Below are 16,681 nucleotides of genomic sequence, written 5' to 3'. Positions count from 1 at the left end.
CCGACCGCGAGACGGTGCCCACTCGGCCCGGCAACACGGCCAAACGGCACAACAAATCTTGACATTCACCAGTGCCAGCAATGGCACCGATAAGTGTCGGGAGCTAGCGTGGATGAATGACCGTGACTGAACGGCCGCTCGCCGAGGCCAAGCGGCAGGCCGCGCTTGACCATGTGCTCACGGCTGCCCGGCGCTTCGTCATCGAGAACAGTCTCGACGCGACGATGGACCAGCTGGCCGAGGCCTCCGGCGTCAGCCGCCGCACCCTGTTCCGTCTCTTCGGCACCCGCGAGAAGCTCATCGCCAGCGGCTTCCGCACGGCGATGGACGCCTACCTGCGGGAGCTGCCCGCGTACGAGGGGGGCACCGAGCACTGGCTGCGAGCGACCTGCGAGGCGGCCCACCGGATGAACGACTCGATCGGCCCCGGCTACTGGGAGCTGGCGTCACGGTCCGAACTGCCGCCGGACCTCGCGGCCGTGCAGGCCGACCTGCTCCACCAGTGGCACTCCCGGATCAGCGAGATCACCCAGACGCTCTGGCAGGCGAGCGGCGGCGGCCAGGATCCGCCCGCGAAGCTGGTCACGACCGTCAGCGCCCATCTCAGCTCGCATTTCACGGCTGCTGTCGTCACCGACGCCCGGCGGGACTGGCAGACCGCGAGCGCGCTGGCCTACGAGGCCATCCTCACCACGCTCCGCCAGCTCACCGCCTGACGCCGGCTCACCGCTCGACGCCGGCTCACCGCCTGACCATGCGGCAGGTGACAGGAAACCAGACACCGGTTCGGCGCGTGGCCGGGATTCCCGGTATATCCGTGGTGGCGGACCGCGCCCGGCCGCTGTGCATCGACCAGGAGTGACGAGGAGAAAATGAGCGAGGAAACCGAACGTTTCGAGGTGACGCGCCAGATCGCCGCATCACCCGCGCAGGTCTTCTCCGTGCTGTGCGATCCGCGGGGGCATGTCGCGATCGACAGCTCGGGCATGCTGCAGTCGGCGGAGGGCGACCCGGTGGCGGGGGTCGGCGACCACTTCGTCGTCCACATGGACCGGGAATCCCTCAACGACTATCCGCTCGGAAAGTACGACGTCACGGTGACGATCACCCGGTTCGAACGGGACGCCCTGATCGAATGGACGATCAGCGGGCTGATCGACCCGCCGCTGCGCCACCTCTACGGCTACCGGCTCGCGCCCAGCGAGATCGGGGCGGCGGTGACCTCCTACTACGACTGGAGCCAGATCGACGACGCCTACCGAGGAGCCGGCGTCTTCCCGGTCATTCCGGAGGCGGCGCTGCGCGCGACCCTGGGCATTCTGGCGCGCACGGTGGAGAGCCGTCCGCAGTCCGCGGGCTGACCCGCACCCGGACGGCTCTCCACTTCGTCGTCAGCGCAGCAACCTCATCACCAGCTCAGCCTGACAACGCCCCGGCGGCCCGGCCCGCTCACCGGCTGGGCGCCGGCTCGGGGGCCCCGAAGTAGGCCTGTTCGAGGCGCCCCGAGTCCCCGGCCAGTTCCGCCGCCGGGCCGCTGAGCACGACCTCGCCCCGGCGCAGGACGGCCGCCTGGGTCGCGACGCCGAGCGCGAGGTCGACATGCTGCTCGACGAGCAGCACCGCGCAGCCGTGCTCGTCGGCGATCCGCCGGACGGTCCGGAACAGGGCCGCGACCACCAGCGGCGCCAGACCCATGCTGAGCTCGTCCACGAGCAGGACCTTCGGCTGCTGGATCAGCGCCCGCGCCAGCGCCAGCATCTGCTGCTCGCCGCCGGAAAGCGCCCCCGCCGGGATGCTCCAGCGTTTCTCGAGGTCCGGGAAGATCTCCAGCATCGCCTTCGGTTCGGGCCCGCCGCGGCGTGTCGCGACGCGGAGGTTCTCCTCGACGGTGAGCGTGTTGAACAGGCATCGGTTGTCCGGGACGAGCACGACACCGGCCGCGTTGGCGACGTTCGGCCGCCCACCGCGCAGCGGCTTTCCGTCGAGGCTGACCGTGCCGCCCTTGACCGGCAGCAGGCCGGCAAGGGTCAGCAGCAACGTCGTCTTGCCGGCACCGTTCGGCCCGAGCAGGGCGAGCACGGAGCCCGCGTCCACGGTGAGGTCGATGTCGCGGAACACGGTGGTCGCGCCGCGGCCACCGGCAAGCCCGGAACAGCTGAGCATCGTGGTCACCGCCCCACCGCCGCGGCCTCGGCCTCCGCCGGCCCGGCAGGCCCGCCTGCCCCGTCTGCCGCGGCTGGCCCGGCTGTGGTCGACGCGACGGTTGTGTCCGGCGCATGCGGTGCGTCCGAGTCGTGGACGGTGCCGAGGTAGGCGTCGGCGACGGCCCGGTCGGCGCGGATCGCCGCCGGGTCGCCCTCGGCGATGACCTTCCCGAAGTCGAGCACGTAGATGTGGTCGCAGACGCCGAGCACCAGGGCCACGTCGTGGTCGACGAGGAGAACGCCGACACCGGTCCGGGCGATGGAGCGGACCTTCGCGCCGAGCCAGGCCGACTCGGTCGTGTCGAGGCCGGCGGCCGGCTCGTCGAGCAGCAGGACCTCGGGCTGCGCCGCACAGGCCCGGGCGATCGACACGAGCTGTCGTTCACCGTGGCTGAGCTCGCCGGCCGGGCGCTGCGCCCGGTCCGTGAGGCCGACCAGGGCGAGCGCGTCCGCCAGGGCGCGATGGCGCCGTTCACCGCGGACGCCGTACAGGGCGGCGCTGACGTTCTCGGCGACGGTCAGGTCGTCGTGGAGTTCCAGGGACTGGAAGGTGCGTCCGAGGCCCTGATGGATCCTGCGGTGGGTCGGCTCGGTGTCGAGGCGCGCCTCACCCAGGCGGACGGTTCCGGTGGCCCGGGTGAAGCCGGTGATGGCGTCGATGACGCTGGTCTTGCCCGCGCCGTTGGGGCCGATCAGTCCGACGATCTTCCCGGGTTCGACACGCATCGAGACGTCCGACACCGCCGTCATCCCGCCGTAGCGGACGGTCAGGCCGTCGACGAGCAGCGGCCGTGTGTCCCGGCGAACCACTGTCTCCGGCTCCACGGTTGTCTCCGGCTTCACGGCGGTCGTCGATGGGGTCTCCTCGGACGCCGGGGATGTCACGGGCGCAGCCGGCGTCCCCGCGGTCCCCGGCGTCACAGCCGTCGGCGGGCTGCCGTCCGGGCGGCGCCGGGCGCGGCGTTCGGCGAGACGGTCGGCGAGGTCGTGGCCGCCACTGGCGACGCCTTCGGGGTGACCGATGAGGACGGCGATCACGGCCAGCCCGGACAGCACGGAGAACCAGTCCCCGACGTGCACCCACCGGTCGAACGCGATGAAGACGATGCCCGTCCCGGCGGTGATGCCCGCGGTGATCCCGCCGTAGACCGACGTGACACCGGCCAGGTAGGCGGTGGCCAGCAGAGTCAGGCCGCCGATCGCGGTGAACGAGTCGTAGGTGACGACGCCGCGGCGGTAGGCCAGCAGCGCGCCGCCGAGACCGGCGATGAAGGAGGCCAGCGCGAAGCTGATCACCTTGATCCGCACCACGTTCACGCCGATTCCCGCCGCGGAGCGCTCGTTGGCGCGCACGGCGAGCATGGCCGAGCCGAGCGCGCTCATCCGCAGCCTGGCCACCCCCCAGCAGACCGCCACCAGCACGGCCAGGCACAGCAGGCCGAACTCGATCCGGGGGAAGGCCTTCCCACTGCCGATCCCGAGGTCGAGGCCGAACAGCGACGGCTGGGTGACCCGGGCGCCCTCGGCGTCGACGATGTCGGTGTTGCGGAACCAGACGGCCTCCATCGCGTAGGCCAGTGCGAGCGTGACGATGCCCAGGGTCAGCCCGCGCAGCCGCAGCGCCGGCAGCCCGATGACGACGCCGAGCCCCGCCGCGAACAGGGCCGCGAGCAGCGGCGCGAACGGGAACGGCACATGCCAGCTCTGGGTCAGCCCGGACAGCGTGAACGCGGCGGCGCCGGCGAGCGCCAACTGGGCGAGGGAGACCTGCCCGGCGTAGCCGGTCACCACGACCAGTGACAGGCCGATGATCGCGGCGATGAAGGTGCCGATCACCGCGGCCCGCCAGGTGCCGTCGGTCGCCAGCAGCGCGACCACCGCGATCGCGGTGCCGACCACGGTGGGCATGGTCAGCGAGCGTGGCCGCGGTGCCCGGCCGAGCGACTGGCGGACGAGCCCGCCGCGGATCGGCATCGCCCGGCCGGTGGCCAGCAACGCCACCATGATCACGATCAGTGGCACCAGCTCCGAGGAGCCGGTCCTCGGCAGCCAGGAGTGGTCGCCGGCCAGACTGGTCGCCTCGGACTGCAGCATTCCCACCGCCAGCCCGGCGGCCACCGTGGGCAGCAGGTTCTGGAAACCGCCGACCACGGCCGCCGCCAGTGCCGGCACGACGAACAGGGTGTACGTGCTCGGTGCCAGCGGGCTCAGCGGCGCGATCAGGATCCCGGCGGCTCCGGCGACCACACCGCTGATCATCCAGTTGTACAGTGCCAGCTGGTCCGGCTTCACCCCGCTGACGAACGCACCGGTCTGCGACTCGGCGGCGGCCCTGGTCAGCAGGCCGAACCGGGTGAAGCGAAAGGCAGCCCACAGGGCGACGGCGAGCGCCACCACCGTCACCGCGAGGTACAGCCGGTCGGACAGGATCAGCAGCGACCCGATCTCCCACCGCTCGGACGGGAAGATGTTGCCCACCGACACCGGCGCGGTGCCGACCCGGATCGCCAGCAGCGACTGGAGGACCACCAGGACGCCGAGCGAGGCCACCGCCCGGGCCAGCGGCGGTGCCTCCCGCAGCGGCCGGAACACCAGCACGTAGAGCACCGCGCCCAGCAACCCGCCGATGAGCAGCGCGATCACCAGCGCCGGGGCAAGCCCCAGCGGCCCGCCCAGTTCGGCGTAGGTCGGCAGGCCGGGGAGCAGCACCAGCAGCTGCCCGTCCCGCAGGGCCGCGTAGGAGTAGGCGACGTAGGAGGCCACCGCCCCGGTCGCGAAGTTGATGACCCCCGAGCTGCGATAGGTGAGGACCAGCGCCAGGGCGAGCGCCGCGTACACCCCTCCGTTACCGAGCCCGAGCAGCAGTGAACCGAGATGATCCATGGCGATCTCCTGATCGGCGTCCTGGGCGCGGGTCGGCTCAGCTCTCGATCGGCGTGGCGTTGACGGACTTGTACTCGGTGGCGTGGCCCGAGCCATCCAGCGTCGTGGTCAACCAGCCGCGCACGCACACCGCGGGCAGCGACGGGAAGGCCTTGCTGTTGCACCGGAACTTCAGGCCGCCGCCGGCGGGCAGCTCCGTCTCCGGCATCGCCCGGATCGCCTTGATGATCGAATCGCCGGTGATGTCCCCGGTGACGCCGTCGGCCGCGGCCTCGAACGCGGCGACCTCCATGAACATGTTCATCCCGGCGATGCGTCCGGTGTCGATGCCCTTGCCGTAGGTCGTCGCGACCGTGTTGTACAGCTGGGTGGACGGGTTGTCGGCACCGATCGGCGCCATCGCAGGGACGACCGCGCCCTCGAGGAAGTCGCCCGGCACGGCCTTACGGGTCTTGTCGGACATGCAGTTGGAGATCGGGGTGATGGCTCCGTCGTAGGCGACCGCGCGCAGGCCGTTCAGCGCCGCGATGCAGAAGGCGTCGTTCCCGACGATCTGCACGAGCCCGGGCTTGCCGTCGGCGACGCCCTGCATCTGAGGTGTCATGTCCGCGGTTCCCGGCGGGACCGGGACGGACTCCAGCTCGATGCCCACGGCATTGAACTTCGGTGCGGACGCGCGCAGGACGACCATCGTGGACGGCACGTCGATGGCGACGATCGTCACCTTCTTCACGCCCTGGCTCTTCGCGAGCTGGACGAGCGCGTTGATCGTGTAGGACGTGTCGGTCAGCGCGAACGTCGACTCGGTGTCCTTGAGCGGTGCTCCGGCCGCGTAGGCGAGCATCACCGGCATGCGGGCCTCGTGCAGGGGCTCCCAGATGGCCTCGGCGACGGACGAGGAGCCGACCAGCACGGCGGCGACGTCCTCCTCGACCATCCGGTTCGCGCAGTCGGTGCCCTTGGCCGGGTCGGCCAGCGCGTCGCACTCGACGAGCTCGATCGGCCGGCCGGCGAGCCCGCCGCGGTGCTCGTTGAGGTACTTCACGGTCGCGTTTGCGACGTCGCCTTCGATGGACAGGTCGGAGACGGGGCCCTTGCCATCGGAGATGAGCCCGATGCGCACCGGTGCGCCGGAGGCCGGATCCGCCGGCCCGAGTAAGCCGGCGGCAGCGGTGCCGCTGCCGGCGGCGTCGGCAGCGGCGGGCTTGTCGCTGTCGCCGCCGCCGCAGCCGGCGACCAGCAGCAGCGTCAGGGCCGACAGGGCCGCGACAGCCCCCCGTGCGTGGACCCCACGGCTTCGGCGCCGCCGACGCGGGCTCGGTTCGGACGAGTGCTGGGTTCGCTGCATGGTCGCCACTCCACTGTCGGTCGAATTGCGCGCAGTCGGTCGGGATGCGCGGGGTCGGTCGGGACGTCGGGACGTCGGGATGCACTCGGCCCACGCATCGACACCGCGTCGACACAGCCGCGTGGCCGGCCTCGGATCTCCAGAAGGTCCAGGTCAGCGACATCGAACGTCGTCCCCGCCGCCTGGGAGACCGATCGTGACAGCGGGTTTCATCAAAGTCAATATCGAGTTCGATATTGACTTTTTGCCCATGAGCAATCCAGGGATGCGACGGACCCCGGCCGTTCACCCCAGGCCGTTCACGCCGGGCGGGTCACCCCCGCCCGGCGACAGCCCTGCCCTGCGACAGCCCTGCCCGGCACAGCCCCGAGCCCGGTGGGTGATCAGCCAGGCTTTTCCATGTCGACGAACTCGACGGGACCGTAACCGTCGAAGGCCTCGGAATGCCGACCCGTCTCGACGAAACCGGCGCGCCGGTACACGCGGACGGCGCGTTCGTTGAAGGCCGCGACGTGGAGCACGACGCGGCGCCGGCCGTGGATGGGCTCGGCGAACGCCAGCCCAGCGCGGACGAACCGCTCGCCAAGCCCGCGACCGGTGAGGTCCGGCCGCAGGCCGAGCCCATAGAACAACGCGTCGCCACACGGCTCGAAGAAGTAGAAGCCGGCGAGACCTCCCCGCTCCTCGCGCACGGCGAAGAACAGCTCCGGATTCTTCACGGGCAGTCCGTCGCTGTCATAGAAGTCGTAGGGCGGGTCATAACGCCAGGCGTCGCGTTCACGGAACATGGCATCGTCCGCCGGTTCTATCCTCACCGATCCCACCCGTCCTGAACGCGATTCGTTCCCATCCAGCAGCGTAGGTCTCCCGGATGCGCGGCGGCGGGCCGCCGCGCATCCGGGGAACACCGGCCCCGGGCGCGTCTGTCGTGCACGACGCGACGACCGTCCGGTGACGTTCACGGAGGCTCAGGGCAAGGTCAGCTCACGGGCGTTGTCCACCATGATTCGCCGCTGCGCCTGCGGAGAGAACCCGGCCAGTCCCGCGAGGAAGTCCCTGGGCTCGCGCAGGCCCTCGGCATGCGGCCAGTCCGAGCCGAACAGGATCCGTTCGACCGGGAGGTGGGCGGCCAGGTCCTCGACCCGGTCCTCCACGAACGGAGCGACCCAGCAGTGCTCGATGAACTGGTCGACCGGCGAGGTGCGGAACGTTCCGGGGTGCTGCGCGGCGAGCAGTTCCAACCCGTGCAGCAGCGGGCCGACCCAGATTCCGCCGCTTTCGATGAAGGCGAAGCGCAGCCCGGGATGGCGCTCGAAAAGCCCATGGGTGACCAGTGCCGCGGCGAAGTCGTGCACGAGGCGGTGCTTCATCAGCATCTGCACGAACGGCTCGCTCACGGTGAGCGCGTTGGTGTCCCCGGTTCGCTCGGCGGCCCGGTAGCCCCAGGCCCGCGCGACGGCCATCTCCACCTCGCGATAGCCCTCGTCATAGCCGAGGTGCGGCGCTACGACGATGCCCGCCTCCTGCACCCGGGCCCAGAACGGATCGAAGACGGGATCCGCCGGCGAGATCGTGCCGTCCGGGGTGAAGGCCGGGCCGTTGCGAATGCTGACCACCCGCGCGCCGCGTTCCAGTGCCCATTCCAGCTCGGCGACGGCGCCATCCGGATCGGACAGCGACAGGAAGGGCGCGCCGAAGATCCGGTTCTTGTATGCGAAGCCCCAGTCGTCGTCGACCCAGCGGTTGAAGGCGCGAAGCACCTCCAGCGCGCCCTCGATGTCCGGCTGCATCGGCCCCTCGATGCACACGGCGTGGGACGGGAACATCCAGACCGCCTCGACGCCCTGGGCGTCCATACAGGCCAGCCTGGCGTCACGGTCGAACCACTCCGGATGCTCGGCGGGCACCTCGCAGGAAAGCTCGTGGCCGATCGAGCCCTTGTCCGAACGCCCGCTGAAGTAGTCGAACAACGCGCCCGGGCGCGGTCGCGGATGCGCATCTCCCGGGCCGGGCAGGATGGGGTGCGCGCGATCACCGAGAAAATAGCGTGGGGTGCCGTCGACCTCGACCACACGTAGGCCACGGTCGGCGAACCGCGGGTCGCGGTGGCGGGTGAAGGCGTCGCTCGACTCCCAGTAGTGGTTGTCGGCGTCGAAAACCGTGTCTATACCCGATGAGCCGGTGCCAGCTGCCATGACTGTCATCCCGCTTTCAGTCCGTGCCGTGGCGGAGCAGCCGGCCCGGTGTTTCCTCGGTGCATTCACCGTCGACGAACGTCGTCCTTCCGTTGACGATGATCCGGTCGTAGCCGACGGCCTTCTGGATGAGGCGCCATTCGCCGGCCGGGTAGTCCCACACCCTCTCGGCGGGCAGGCTGTCCACGGTCTGCGGGTCGTAGACGATCACGTCGGCCGGCGCCCCCTCGGCGAGGAAACCCCGGCCCTTCAGCCCGGCGGCGGCGGCCGGGTAGGCCGACAGCCGCCAGTGCGCCTGCTCCAGCGACATGATCCCGTGCTCGCGCACCCACAGGCCGAGCAGCTCGCTGGGGTAGCGCGCTGTGGTGACGAACTTCGTGTGCGCGCCGCCGTCGCTGACGCCGGGCAGCGCGACGGGCGCGTTGGCGATCTCCCGCATGGACTCGGGCGGCGTCTCCAGCAGCGGCGTCGCGAACCCGACCCGCAGCTCACCGGCGACGGCGACGTCGAGCATGGCGTCGATGGGGTGCTTGCCCTCCCGGGCGGCGATCTCGCCGACGGTGTAGCCCTCGTAGGTGTCCTTGAGGTGGCGGGCGCGGGAGACGTCGCTGGAGATCCAGTGCACCTTGATGTCGTTGAGCGGGTAGCCGGCGCCGAAGAGGCCGCCCCGCTGCTCGTGGACCTCCTTCATCGCCGCCCGCCGGGCCGGGTCGGACAGCTTGACCCGCTTCTCCTCGACCGTGCCGAGCAGCGCCTCCTTCCAGCAGGGGATGGCGTCGGCGAGGTTGTACTCCTCGAACGTGAACTCGGAGGCGAAGTTGGTGGTCAACGCCTGCGCGAAGACGCGTACGCCCTCGTCCTCGTTGAGCTCGGCGAGCCGCTTCAGCGCGTCCCGGTGCGTGATCATCTGGCCGCCGTGCTGGTTGAGGGCGCCGTCGGCGAGCAGCGCGTTCCAGATGATCGGCCGGCCGCTCTCGCGGGCCATGAAGGCCGCCGTCTCCAGCGGGGAGGTGACCTGGGCGACGCCGCGGCCCAGCGAGCCCAGCGCCCGGCAGAACGCGCGCACCTCCCGCTCGCTCATCAGGTCGGTGACCATCGGGGTGCCGTCGTAGTCGAGCTGGACGTTGCCGACCTCGCCGAGGATCTGGGCGCTCAGCCCGCAGGCGCCAGCCTCCATCGCCTGGACGAGCAGCGCACACATCCGGGCCAGCTCATCGTCGGTCACCGTCCGGGACTTGGCCTCGTCCAGGCCGACGACGTAGCCGTAGAGCGGCGAAAGCGGCACGAACGACATCACGTTCACGCCCTTGGGCGTGCGGTCGACGCTGTCGAGGAACTCGGGGAACGTCTCCCAGTCCCACGGCATCCCGACCCGCATCGTCTCCATCGGGACGGCCTCGTTGCGCGACAGGCTCAGCATCGCCCGCTCGCGGTCGGCCGGCTTGCAGGGCGCGAACCCGAAGCCGCAGTTGCCGATCACGACGCTCGTCACGCCGTGCCAGCCGGACATCGTGCACCACGGGTCCCAGAAGACCTGGCTGTCGTAGTGGGTGTGCAGGTCGACGAACCCGGGCGCCACGACCTTGCCGGACGCGTCGACGACCTCGGCGCCGTCCGACGCGCTCACCCGACCGATCTGCACGACCTGGCCGCCCCTGATGGCGACATCAGCCCGGTAACGCGGGGTCTGCAGGCCGTCGATGACGGTCCCACCCTTGATCACAAGATCATATAAGGACATTGCCTCAGCGCCTCCCTCGGATGCGATCTCGCCCGGGCCGAGCCGGAGGCAACACCACCCGCTGCCACCTTCCGTGACACCCGACACAATGGGCATCGAGGAGTGTCGTATGTGGCACTCAGCAGTGTCAATACTGGCGCGGATGGTGGCGCTATGGTCGCGGACGAATGCGCGCCAGCAGGACTGTGGGAACGATGCCGGCGAAGGCGAGCGCGGCGGCCACCCACCACGCGTTCCGGAAGACACCCAGCGGCACGCCCGCGCCAGCGGACGACCCACCGATCACGGCGATGATGACGGCCACTCCCAGCACGAAACCGATCTGGCGGATCATGTTGACGACGGCGGACCCGGTTGCGAACGCCTGCGGCGGCAGCGACGCGGCCGCGGCGGCCATCAGGGTCGGCAGCGTCAGGCCGACACCGACCCCGGTGAGGATCATGCCGCCGAGCATGCCGGAGACGTAGTTCGGCTCAACGGTGATCGCCAGCGCCCACCAGGCCAGTCCTGCGCCGAACACGGCGCTGCCGGAAGCCATGACGACCGCCGGCCCGAAGCGCGCGATCAGGGCACCGGCGACACCGAAGGACACCAGCGGGACCATCAGCGGCCCCGGGGCGATCGCCAGGCCCGCGCGCAGCGCCGACCAGCCCCAGTACCCCTGCACCCAGAGCACGATCGACAGCAGCATCCCGGCGAAGGACGCCGAGAACAGGACCGCCACCGCCGATGCACCGGTGAAGGCTCGGTTCGTGAACAGCGCCGGCGCGACCAGCGGGTTCCGACTCGCCGCGCAGTGCGCCGCGAACAGCGCCACCAGCACCGCGCCGCCGAGCAGGGTGGCGAGCAGCGGCGGCGACGACCAGCCCCAGTCACCGCCGCGCACGAGCCCGGCGGTCAGCAGCCCCACTCCCCCCGTCGCCAGCAGCACGCCGAGCGCGTCGGGGCGTTCTGTCGGCTGGCCGGCCAGATGCGGCAGCCTGCGGTAGCCGACCGCGAGGGCCGCGACGCCGATCGGGATGTTCACCAGGAACGTCCAGCGCCAGCTCGCGGCGACGAGCAGGCCGCCGACCACCGGGCCGACCGCCGCCGCCATGCCGCCGACAGCGGTCCAGGCGCGGACCGCGCCCTGGCGGCGCTCGGCGGAATGAGCCGCGAGCACCAGGCCCAGCGAGGTCGGGGTGACCAGCGCGGCGCCGACGGCCTGCAGCAGCCGGAAACCGATCAGCATCGCGACGCTGGTTGCCGCGGCGCAGGCGGCCGAGGCCACCGTGAACACCGCGACGCCGAGCAGGAAACCGAGGTCGCGCCGGTACCGGTCGGCGAGGCGGCCGAAGAAGACCAACAGCGCCGCGTAGACCACGGCGTACCCGTTCAGCACCCAGGACAGCGTGCCGAGGTCACGTTCGCCGAGGTCGCGGGCGATCTGCGGCAGGGCCACATTGACCACGAACAGGTCGAGGTTCACCAGCACCACGCCGGCGCACACGATCAGCAGCACCTCGCGCCCGGACGCCGCGGCGCCCCGGCGAGGAGCGATCCGGCCCGACGACGCGCCGCGCCGCCGCCCCACCATGAGTTCTGTCATAGGACTCACCGTAGGGGTTTGCAGTTCTATCAAGCAACCCACTAGCGTGAGGACATGGAGCGCAAGAGCTTCGCCGACATGCACTGCTCCGTCGCGCAGTGCCTCGAGGTCATCGGCGAGTGGTGGACGATGCTGATCGTCCGGGACGCCTTCCTCGGCGTGACCCGCTTCGACGAGTTCCAGCGGCGGCTCGGGATCTCCCGCAACGTGCTCAACCAACGCCTCGCGGGGCTCGTCGAGGCAGGGGTGCTGGCCCGGATGCCCTACCAGGACCATCCGGTGCGGTACGACTACCGGCTGACCGACAAGGGCCGCGCGCTGTGGCCCGTCCTGACCGCCATGCGGGAGTGGGGCGACCAGTACGCGGCACCAGACGGACCTCCGCTGCAGCTGCGGCACACCGGCTGCGGGGAGATCATGCACACCGCCCTGACCTGCTCACAGTGCGGGGAGCCGGTCGGCCCGCGCGACCTACGGGCGATCGCCGGCCCCGGCGACCACGACGGCATCATCGCCTCGACCCGCTCTCACCCGACCACCGACAACGACTCGGCGCACAGGTGATCCGTGTGACCGTCAGAAGCGCGGCGCCTGACGCACGGTCCCAGAACCCCAATGACGGTTCCGCGACGCCAAAAACATATCCCGTTCAGCGACTCAGCCCACACGCCATCGCCACTGTGACGGGTAGTCGATGAACAACGTCAGCGTGGAAGGCATGCAGGTTTCTGCTCAGTAGCCGATACCGGATCCACGCACCCGGCAGTGACGCCCTTTTCATCGGCCCGACCCCTGGCCGGCGATCGTCCCCTTCACCACGACCGGTCGCTTTCACCGCGATCAGCGCGATCGACGGTGGCGCAATCCCGGTCGAGATATGAATGTGGACGCACCTCGGACCGCCGGCCGGTCGGACTCGTCCACCGGAAGACGCCCGGCCGCGGCTGAGTCACCCGCCACCGACCGTGATGACGCACTCGATGGTGCCTCTTACAGAGCGGGCCCAGATTCTCCACCAGCGTCTTCCCACCGGATGCGTACGGCCGGGTATGGTCCAGCTCGCAACGCCACGCCCGCCTCGTGCAATGAGGGAACACACAACACGGATTCCGCGCCTGCGCATGACGCCTCTGCGCCGGACTCGGATACCGCCGCTCCCCCAACTCCACCAGATGGCCCCGCGGATCCGTCAGCATCCGCCGCCATGTCGACCCCGGCCGCAATGCGATCTCCCGCGCTACCGCCGCCGGGATCGGGCCGTACCCGGCCAGCTCACCCGGCTCCCCGTCCAGCCCGAGCAGCGTCCCGATCGGGACGATCACCTGCACGTCCGCGCCCAGCGCGCCGACGGGTCCCGGCTGCCCACAACGGCCCATGATCAGATCAACGAGGGTGTCCGCGCGGATCTCATCCCGACTCCGACCATCCGCCTTCTCCTTCCCGGCAGGATTTCGGTCGGCGACCTCATCAATCCGTGCCCGGCACGCCAGCGCATCCTCCGCGGCCAGGAACGCCCCCAGCACCGCCATCCCGTCCTCCTCCGGCGCCACCCACACCCGCCGCTCTCGACACCGCTCCTCCCTCCGCTTCGCCGCGCCCTCGGGATCAAGCCGAATGACCGCCCGGCGACACGCCGCCGTGAACGCCGCCCGATGCGCCCGCGGCCCCTTCGCGAGTACATGCTCCGCGACCCGACCAGCCAGATCGGCGTCGTCCAGCACAGCGGTCGCATGCTCCAACGCCTTCAGGCGGGGCAGATCCAACACCCCCGCCGCCAGCGCCCCCAACCCCGCAGGCAGGCGACGGCAGACCTGATCCGCGAAATCCAGATGCCACTCCGCCGACCCGGTCGAGATCCGCATCACCCCCGCTACCTCACCCGCCACCGCCGAATCGAACAGGTCGAGCCGGTCATAGCCCGCCGGCGGCCGGGCCGCAGCCAGCTCTGCCTGAACCCGGATGGCCTCTGCCTGCGCCACCGCGATCCCTGCCACCGCCACCCCCAACCTGTCCAACCGTTCCTTCAGCCAGCCCTCGAACACCTGATGCTCGGCCGGCATCTCCTCCTCCCCACCCGCATCAGACACCGAGGACAGGCTGGTCGGGTCGAGTACGGCCGACGGTGCGCTGGCAGCCATGGCACTGACCTCCGCTCTGATCACGCTCCACCCAATCGAACGGACGTTCGATCACAACGGCGATGCTAGCCCCAGAATCAGGCGGGTTGACCGCACCAGAAGAGGGAGGACACAACGAGTTCCACCGCCACTTCGACCGCCTTGACAACCCGACCTCCAGCGGCCAACCTCGAATTCTCACACCGACCAGAAGAATGATCCGCCCCCCGACTGGCCCACGAACGCGCACCGCCACCGTCGACACCAACAACTTCCCGAATCATCAATCGAATTCGATGTCGCGCGACTTCTTTAGACGATTTCCACGGCCAACAGCACAGGATGTCTCGACAGACATTTACAGAAATCGGTCACCGTGGGCACGAGCTATCCGCCAGGTCGAAATCGGGCGGGAATGACGACAAATTCACCACGACTCGCCGCCGCGATGTCAACCCAGATGCGCGGTGGGCCTGCACAACAATTCCCCCACACCGGACCTCCGGCTTCACGCTCCCGACGAGCCACGATCGGTCCGATTATCCCGATCACGACTCGGCGCTTCTCTGGATCATTCCCACGAATCCCAGGACCTGGCTGGCCGCCATGAGTCAAACTCACTGGTACTGCCACCGAAGCCCACAGGAGTACATGCGTGCCCGACACAGATTTGCTGCTGGTGCGGCACGGCGAGGCGCACTGCAACATCGCTTGGATCGCCGGCGGCGACCTGGGCTGCACCGGCCTGACACAGCGCGGCCGCACCCAGGCGGCGGACCTCGCCAGGGCCCTGCGGCCGCTGCACGACGACCGCCCCATCGACGCCCTCTACGCATCACCCCGGTTGCGGGTCAGGGAGACCACGCAGGCCGTCAGCGACGAGCTCACGCTGCCGGTGCGGATCGAGCCACGGCTGACGGGGCCCGATCACGGCGAGGCGGACGGCCGACCGTGGGCCGACATCATCGCCGAGTTCGGCGGCCATCCCTCCGACCGGCCCGAGGAGCCCTTCGCCCCGGGGTCGGAGAGCTGGAGCCAGTTCCTCACCCGGGCCGGCGGTTGCCTGCAGGAGATGATCGCCCGGCACGAGGGCCAGCGTGTCCTCGTCATCGCGCACGGCGAGACGGTGGAGGCGGCCCATCGGCTCCACCTGGGCATCCCGCCGACCGTGCGCATGCCGTTCGGCTTCTCCGTCGCCCACGCCTCGCTGACGTGGTGGTCCCTTCGGTGGTCCTCGGCCGGGGACACCAGGTGGTCGCTCGTTCTGCACGGAGCTGTCAGCGGCTTCCACCTGATCCGTCCCAGCAGGGAGCTCCGCAGCTGAGCGCCGGTGGGTACTCAGCCCTCGGCCAGGTCAGGGCACCCAGGGCTGGCCGACGGCGACGACCCGGCCCGCCTCGTCGAGGCGCAGGAGCATCAGGTTGGACGGCCGTTCGGCGACGAACGCCCGCAGGTCGGCGAGCGTGCCGTCCCGGTACATCTCGGGTTGCACGACCAGGGTGACCTTGACGGTCGATGCCACCGGGTACTGGCGCCGGCCCGCGTCCACCGGCTCGACGCGGTAACCGTCGAGGCACTCCTCCAGCTGGTTCGGCTGCGGTGTGCAGTGGATGTAGGCCAACCGGTCGAGAGTCAGCGTGGCACCACCGGCGGCGTCGGTGCCGGAGACAGCCGTCACGCTGCCGAAATCGTGCGCCGTACCGAAGCCGGGCAACGGCGGGTAGGCCGTGGTCGGCAGTGGTGACGGCGGAAGAGCCTGCGGCGCCGGCGACGGCGTTGGCGCCGCCTCGCCGGTCGCGCTCGCGTCGGGCGCGTTCGACACCGTCGCGCGGGCGTCCGGCGCGGTTTCCCGGTCGGATTCCCCGGAGCATCCCGCGAAGGCGACACACGCGACTACCGCCAGGCCAAGCCTGCTGGACAGACCAAGCCTGCTGGACAGACCGATACTGCTGGACAGACCAAGAGATCCCCGACCACTCACAGTGACGACCCTAGCGACCACCACGGGATGGATGCCGGATTTGCGCGCCTTCTGTCCGCTTCTCGACAACACGCCGGCGCCCTGGCCGATGTTCCCAGGGCCTGGGATCGACTGGTTCCCCGTCCCGCCGCAGCGGCGAAACGGGGGACCAGTGGCTCTGCCGAGTGCCTGTGACCGCCGGTCAGGTACAGCGCTCCACCAGCTGCCGGGTGCTCGTCGTCACCTCCGTGAGCAGGGCCGGTTCGTAGGTTCCGGCGTCCACCCGCAGCCGAAGGAAACCGACCGCGGTGGTGACCCGCTCCAGATCGCCGGCGTACTCCCCCGCGGCCCCGATCTGGTTGTAGAGCTTCTCCTGGGACGGCACGAGGTCGCGGGCGAGCGTCGCGATCCCGTCCGCGGCGCCGGGCGCCGACTGGGTGAGCCGCAGCGTCTCGATCAGGTCCGGAGCCAGGTCCCGGCAGACGCCGGCGGCGAACGCACCGGCCTCGGGCAGCGGCGGTGGGCCGTCATCCGAGCAGGCGGTCGTTCCGGCGACGACGACGCCGAGAGCGAGGACGGCGGCGAGTAAGGATGCGTGGCCGCCGCGGTGGCCGCCGCGCGGGATTGCGCGCATGTCGTCGCCGC

14 protein-coding genes are annotated in these 16,681 nt (G+C 70.4%); 4 read left to right on the top strand and 10 right to left on the bottom strand.

Annotated features, from left to right (window positions below; translation table 11 throughout):
* Positions 1–122: 122 nt before the first annotated feature.
* On the top strand, positions 123–716 hold the full coding sequence (locus AWX74_RS17370) for a TetR/AcrR family transcriptional regulator (RefSeq protein ID WP_165615667.1): 594 nt from the start codon (positions 123–125) through the stop codon (positions 714–716).
* A gap of 156 nt (positions 717–872) precedes the next feature.
* Positions 873–1,361, top strand: a complete 489-nt coding sequence (locus AWX74_RS17365; RefSeq protein WP_091277867.1) for an SRPBCC family protein — start codon at positions 873–875, stop codon at positions 1,359–1,361.
* Between the two features lie 88 nt (positions 1,362–1,449).
* Here the strand turns inward: AWX74_RS17365 and AWX74_RS17360 are convergent, their stop codons facing one another.
* The 7 genes from AWX74_RS17360 to AWX74_RS17330 form a co-directional block, all read right to left on the bottom strand.
* Positions 1,450–2,163: an ABC transporter ATP-binding protein gene (locus AWX74_RS17360; RefSeq protein ID WP_091277936.1), complete on the bottom strand. Its 714-nt coding sequence runs from the start codon at positions 2,161–2,163 to the stop codon at positions 1,450–1,452.
* A gap of 5 nt (positions 2,164–2,168) precedes the next feature.
* A complete protein-coding gene (locus AWX74_RS17355; protein WP_091277865.1) occupies positions 2,169–5,087 on the bottom strand; it encodes a branched-chain amino acid ABC transporter permease/ATP-binding protein in 2,919 nt (972 codons plus the stop codon).
* Between the two features lie 37 nt (positions 5,088–5,124).
* Positions 5,125–6,435 (bottom strand): ABC transporter substrate-binding protein, encoded by a 1,311-nt coding sequence (locus AWX74_RS17350; protein WP_091277934.1) that lies wholly within the window; start codon positions 6,433–6,435, stop codon positions 5,125–5,127.
* A 383-nt stretch (positions 6,436–6,818) separates the two neighbouring features.
* Positions 6,819–7,223 (bottom strand): GNAT family N-acetyltransferase, encoded by a 405-nt coding sequence (locus AWX74_RS17345; protein WP_226931673.1) that lies wholly within the window; start codon positions 7,221–7,223, stop codon positions 6,819–6,821.
* Positions 7,224–7,403: 180 nt separating this feature from the next.
* Positions 7,404–8,630: an amidohydrolase family protein gene (locus tag AWX74_RS17340; RefSeq protein WP_091277863.1), complete on the bottom strand. Its 1,227-nt coding sequence runs from the start codon at positions 8,628–8,630 to the stop codon at positions 7,404–7,406.
* Between the two features lie 16 nt (positions 8,631–8,646).
* The gene (locus AWX74_RS17335) at positions 8,647–10,371 is read right to left on the bottom strand and encodes an N-acyl-D-amino-acid deacylase family protein (RefSeq protein ID WP_091277861.1); all 1,725 of its coding nucleotides are present in this window, start codon (positions 10,369–10,371) and stop codon (positions 8,647–8,649) included.
* A 151-nt stretch (positions 10,372–10,522) separates the two neighbouring features.
* The gene (locus AWX74_RS17330) at positions 10,523–11,959 is read right to left on the bottom strand and encodes an MFS transporter (protein ID WP_091277860.1); all 1,437 of its coding nucleotides are present in this window, start codon (positions 11,957–11,959) and stop codon (positions 10,523–10,525) included.
* Between the two features lie 54 nt (positions 11,960–12,013).
* Between AWX74_RS17330 and AWX74_RS17325 the strand changes: the two genes are divergently transcribed.
* Positions 12,014–12,523: a winged helix-turn-helix transcriptional regulator gene (locus AWX74_RS17325; RefSeq protein WP_091277856.1), complete on the top strand. Its 510-nt coding sequence runs from the start codon at positions 12,014–12,016 to the stop codon at positions 12,521–12,523.
* 248 nt (positions 12,524–12,771) lie between these two features.
* Here AWX74_RS17325 and AWX74_RS17320 read toward each other — a convergent pair whose 3' ends face one another.
* Positions 12,772–14,097 carry an HNH endonuclease signature motif containing protein gene (locus tag AWX74_RS17320; protein ID WP_091277855.1) on the bottom strand — a complete coding sequence of 442 codons (1,326 nt, stop codon included), beginning with the start codon at positions 14,095–14,097 and terminating at the stop codon, positions 12,772–12,774.
* A 634-nt stretch (positions 14,098–14,731) separates the two neighbouring features.
* Here AWX74_RS17320 and AWX74_RS17315 point away from each other — a divergent pair.
* Positions 14,732–15,400 carry a histidine phosphatase family protein gene (locus AWX74_RS17315; RefSeq protein WP_091277853.1) on the top strand — a complete coding sequence of 223 codons (669 nt, stop codon included), beginning with the start codon at positions 14,732–14,734 and terminating at the stop codon, positions 15,398–15,400.
* 30 nt (positions 15,401–15,430) lie between these two features.
* On the opposite strand, the gene AWX74_RS17310 is transcribed toward AWX74_RS17315, so the two are convergent.
* Together AWX74_RS17310 and AWX74_RS17305 are read right to left on the bottom strand one after the other, a co-directional pair.
* Positions 15,431–15,898, bottom strand: a complete 468-nt coding sequence (locus AWX74_RS17310; RefSeq protein ID WP_242666283.1) for a hypothetical protein — start codon at positions 15,896–15,898, stop codon at positions 15,431–15,433.
* A gap of 340 nt (positions 15,899–16,238) precedes the next feature.
* Entirely contained in the window at positions 16,239–16,670 is a 432-nt protein-coding gene (locus AWX74_RS17305; protein ID WP_091277849.1) for a hypothetical protein, read from the bottom strand.
* Between the last annotated feature and the right edge of the window lie 11 nt (positions 16,671–16,681).

The sequence above is a fragment of the Parafrankia irregularis genome (genome assembly GCF_001536285.1).
In the GTDB taxonomy this organism is placed as follows: Bacteria; Actinomycetota; Actinomycetes; order Frankiales; family Frankiaceae; genus Parafrankia; species Parafrankia irregularis.
This window is presented reverse-complemented; position numbering and strand designations above follow the sequence as displayed.

Excerpts from the sequence above, each read along its gene's own strand:
- AWX74_RS17340 (WP_091277863.1), bottom strand. The coding sequence starts at position 8,630 with ATGGCAGCTGGCACCGGCTCATCGGGTATAGACACGGTTTTCGACGCC.
- AWX74_RS17320 (WP_091277855.1), bottom strand. The coding sequence starts at position 14,097 with ATGGCTGCCAGCGCACCGTCGGCCGTACTCGACCCGACCAGCCTGTCC.
- AWX74_RS17350 (WP_091277934.1), bottom strand. The coding sequence starts at position 6,435 with ATGCAGCGAACCCAGCACTCGTCCGAACCGAGCCCGCGTCGGCGGCGC.
- AWX74_RS17355 (WP_091277865.1), bottom strand. The coding sequence starts at position 5,087 with ATGGATCATCTCGGTTCACTGCTGCTCGGGCTCGGTAACGGAGGGGTG.
- AWX74_RS17335 (WP_091277861.1), bottom strand. The coding sequence starts at position 10,371 with ATGTCCTTATATGATCTTGTGATCAAGGGTGGGACCGTCATCGACGGC.
- AWX74_RS17305 (WP_091277849.1), bottom strand. The coding sequence starts at position 16,670 with ATGCGCGCAATCCCGCGCGGCGGCCACCGCGGCGGCCACGCATCCTTA.
- AWX74_RS17345 (WP_226931673.1), bottom strand. The coding sequence starts at position 7,223 with ATGTTCCGTGAACGCGACGCCTGGCGTTATGACCCGCCCTACGACTTC.
- AWX74_RS17360 (WP_091277936.1), bottom strand. The coding sequence starts at position 2,163 with ATGCTCAGCTGTTCCGGGCTTGCCGGTGGCCGCGGCGCGACCACCGTG.
- AWX74_RS17365 (WP_091277867.1), top strand. The coding sequence starts at position 873 with ATGAGCGAGGAAACCGAACGTTTCGAGGTGACGCGCCAGATCGCCGCA.
- AWX74_RS17325 (WP_091277856.1), top strand. The coding sequence starts at position 12,014 with ATGGAGCGCAAGAGCTTCGCCGACATGCACTGCTCCGTCGCGCAGTGC.
- AWX74_RS17330 (WP_091277860.1), bottom strand. The coding sequence starts at position 11,959 with ATGACAGAACTCATGGTGGGGCGGCGGCGCGGCGCGTCGTCGGGCCGG.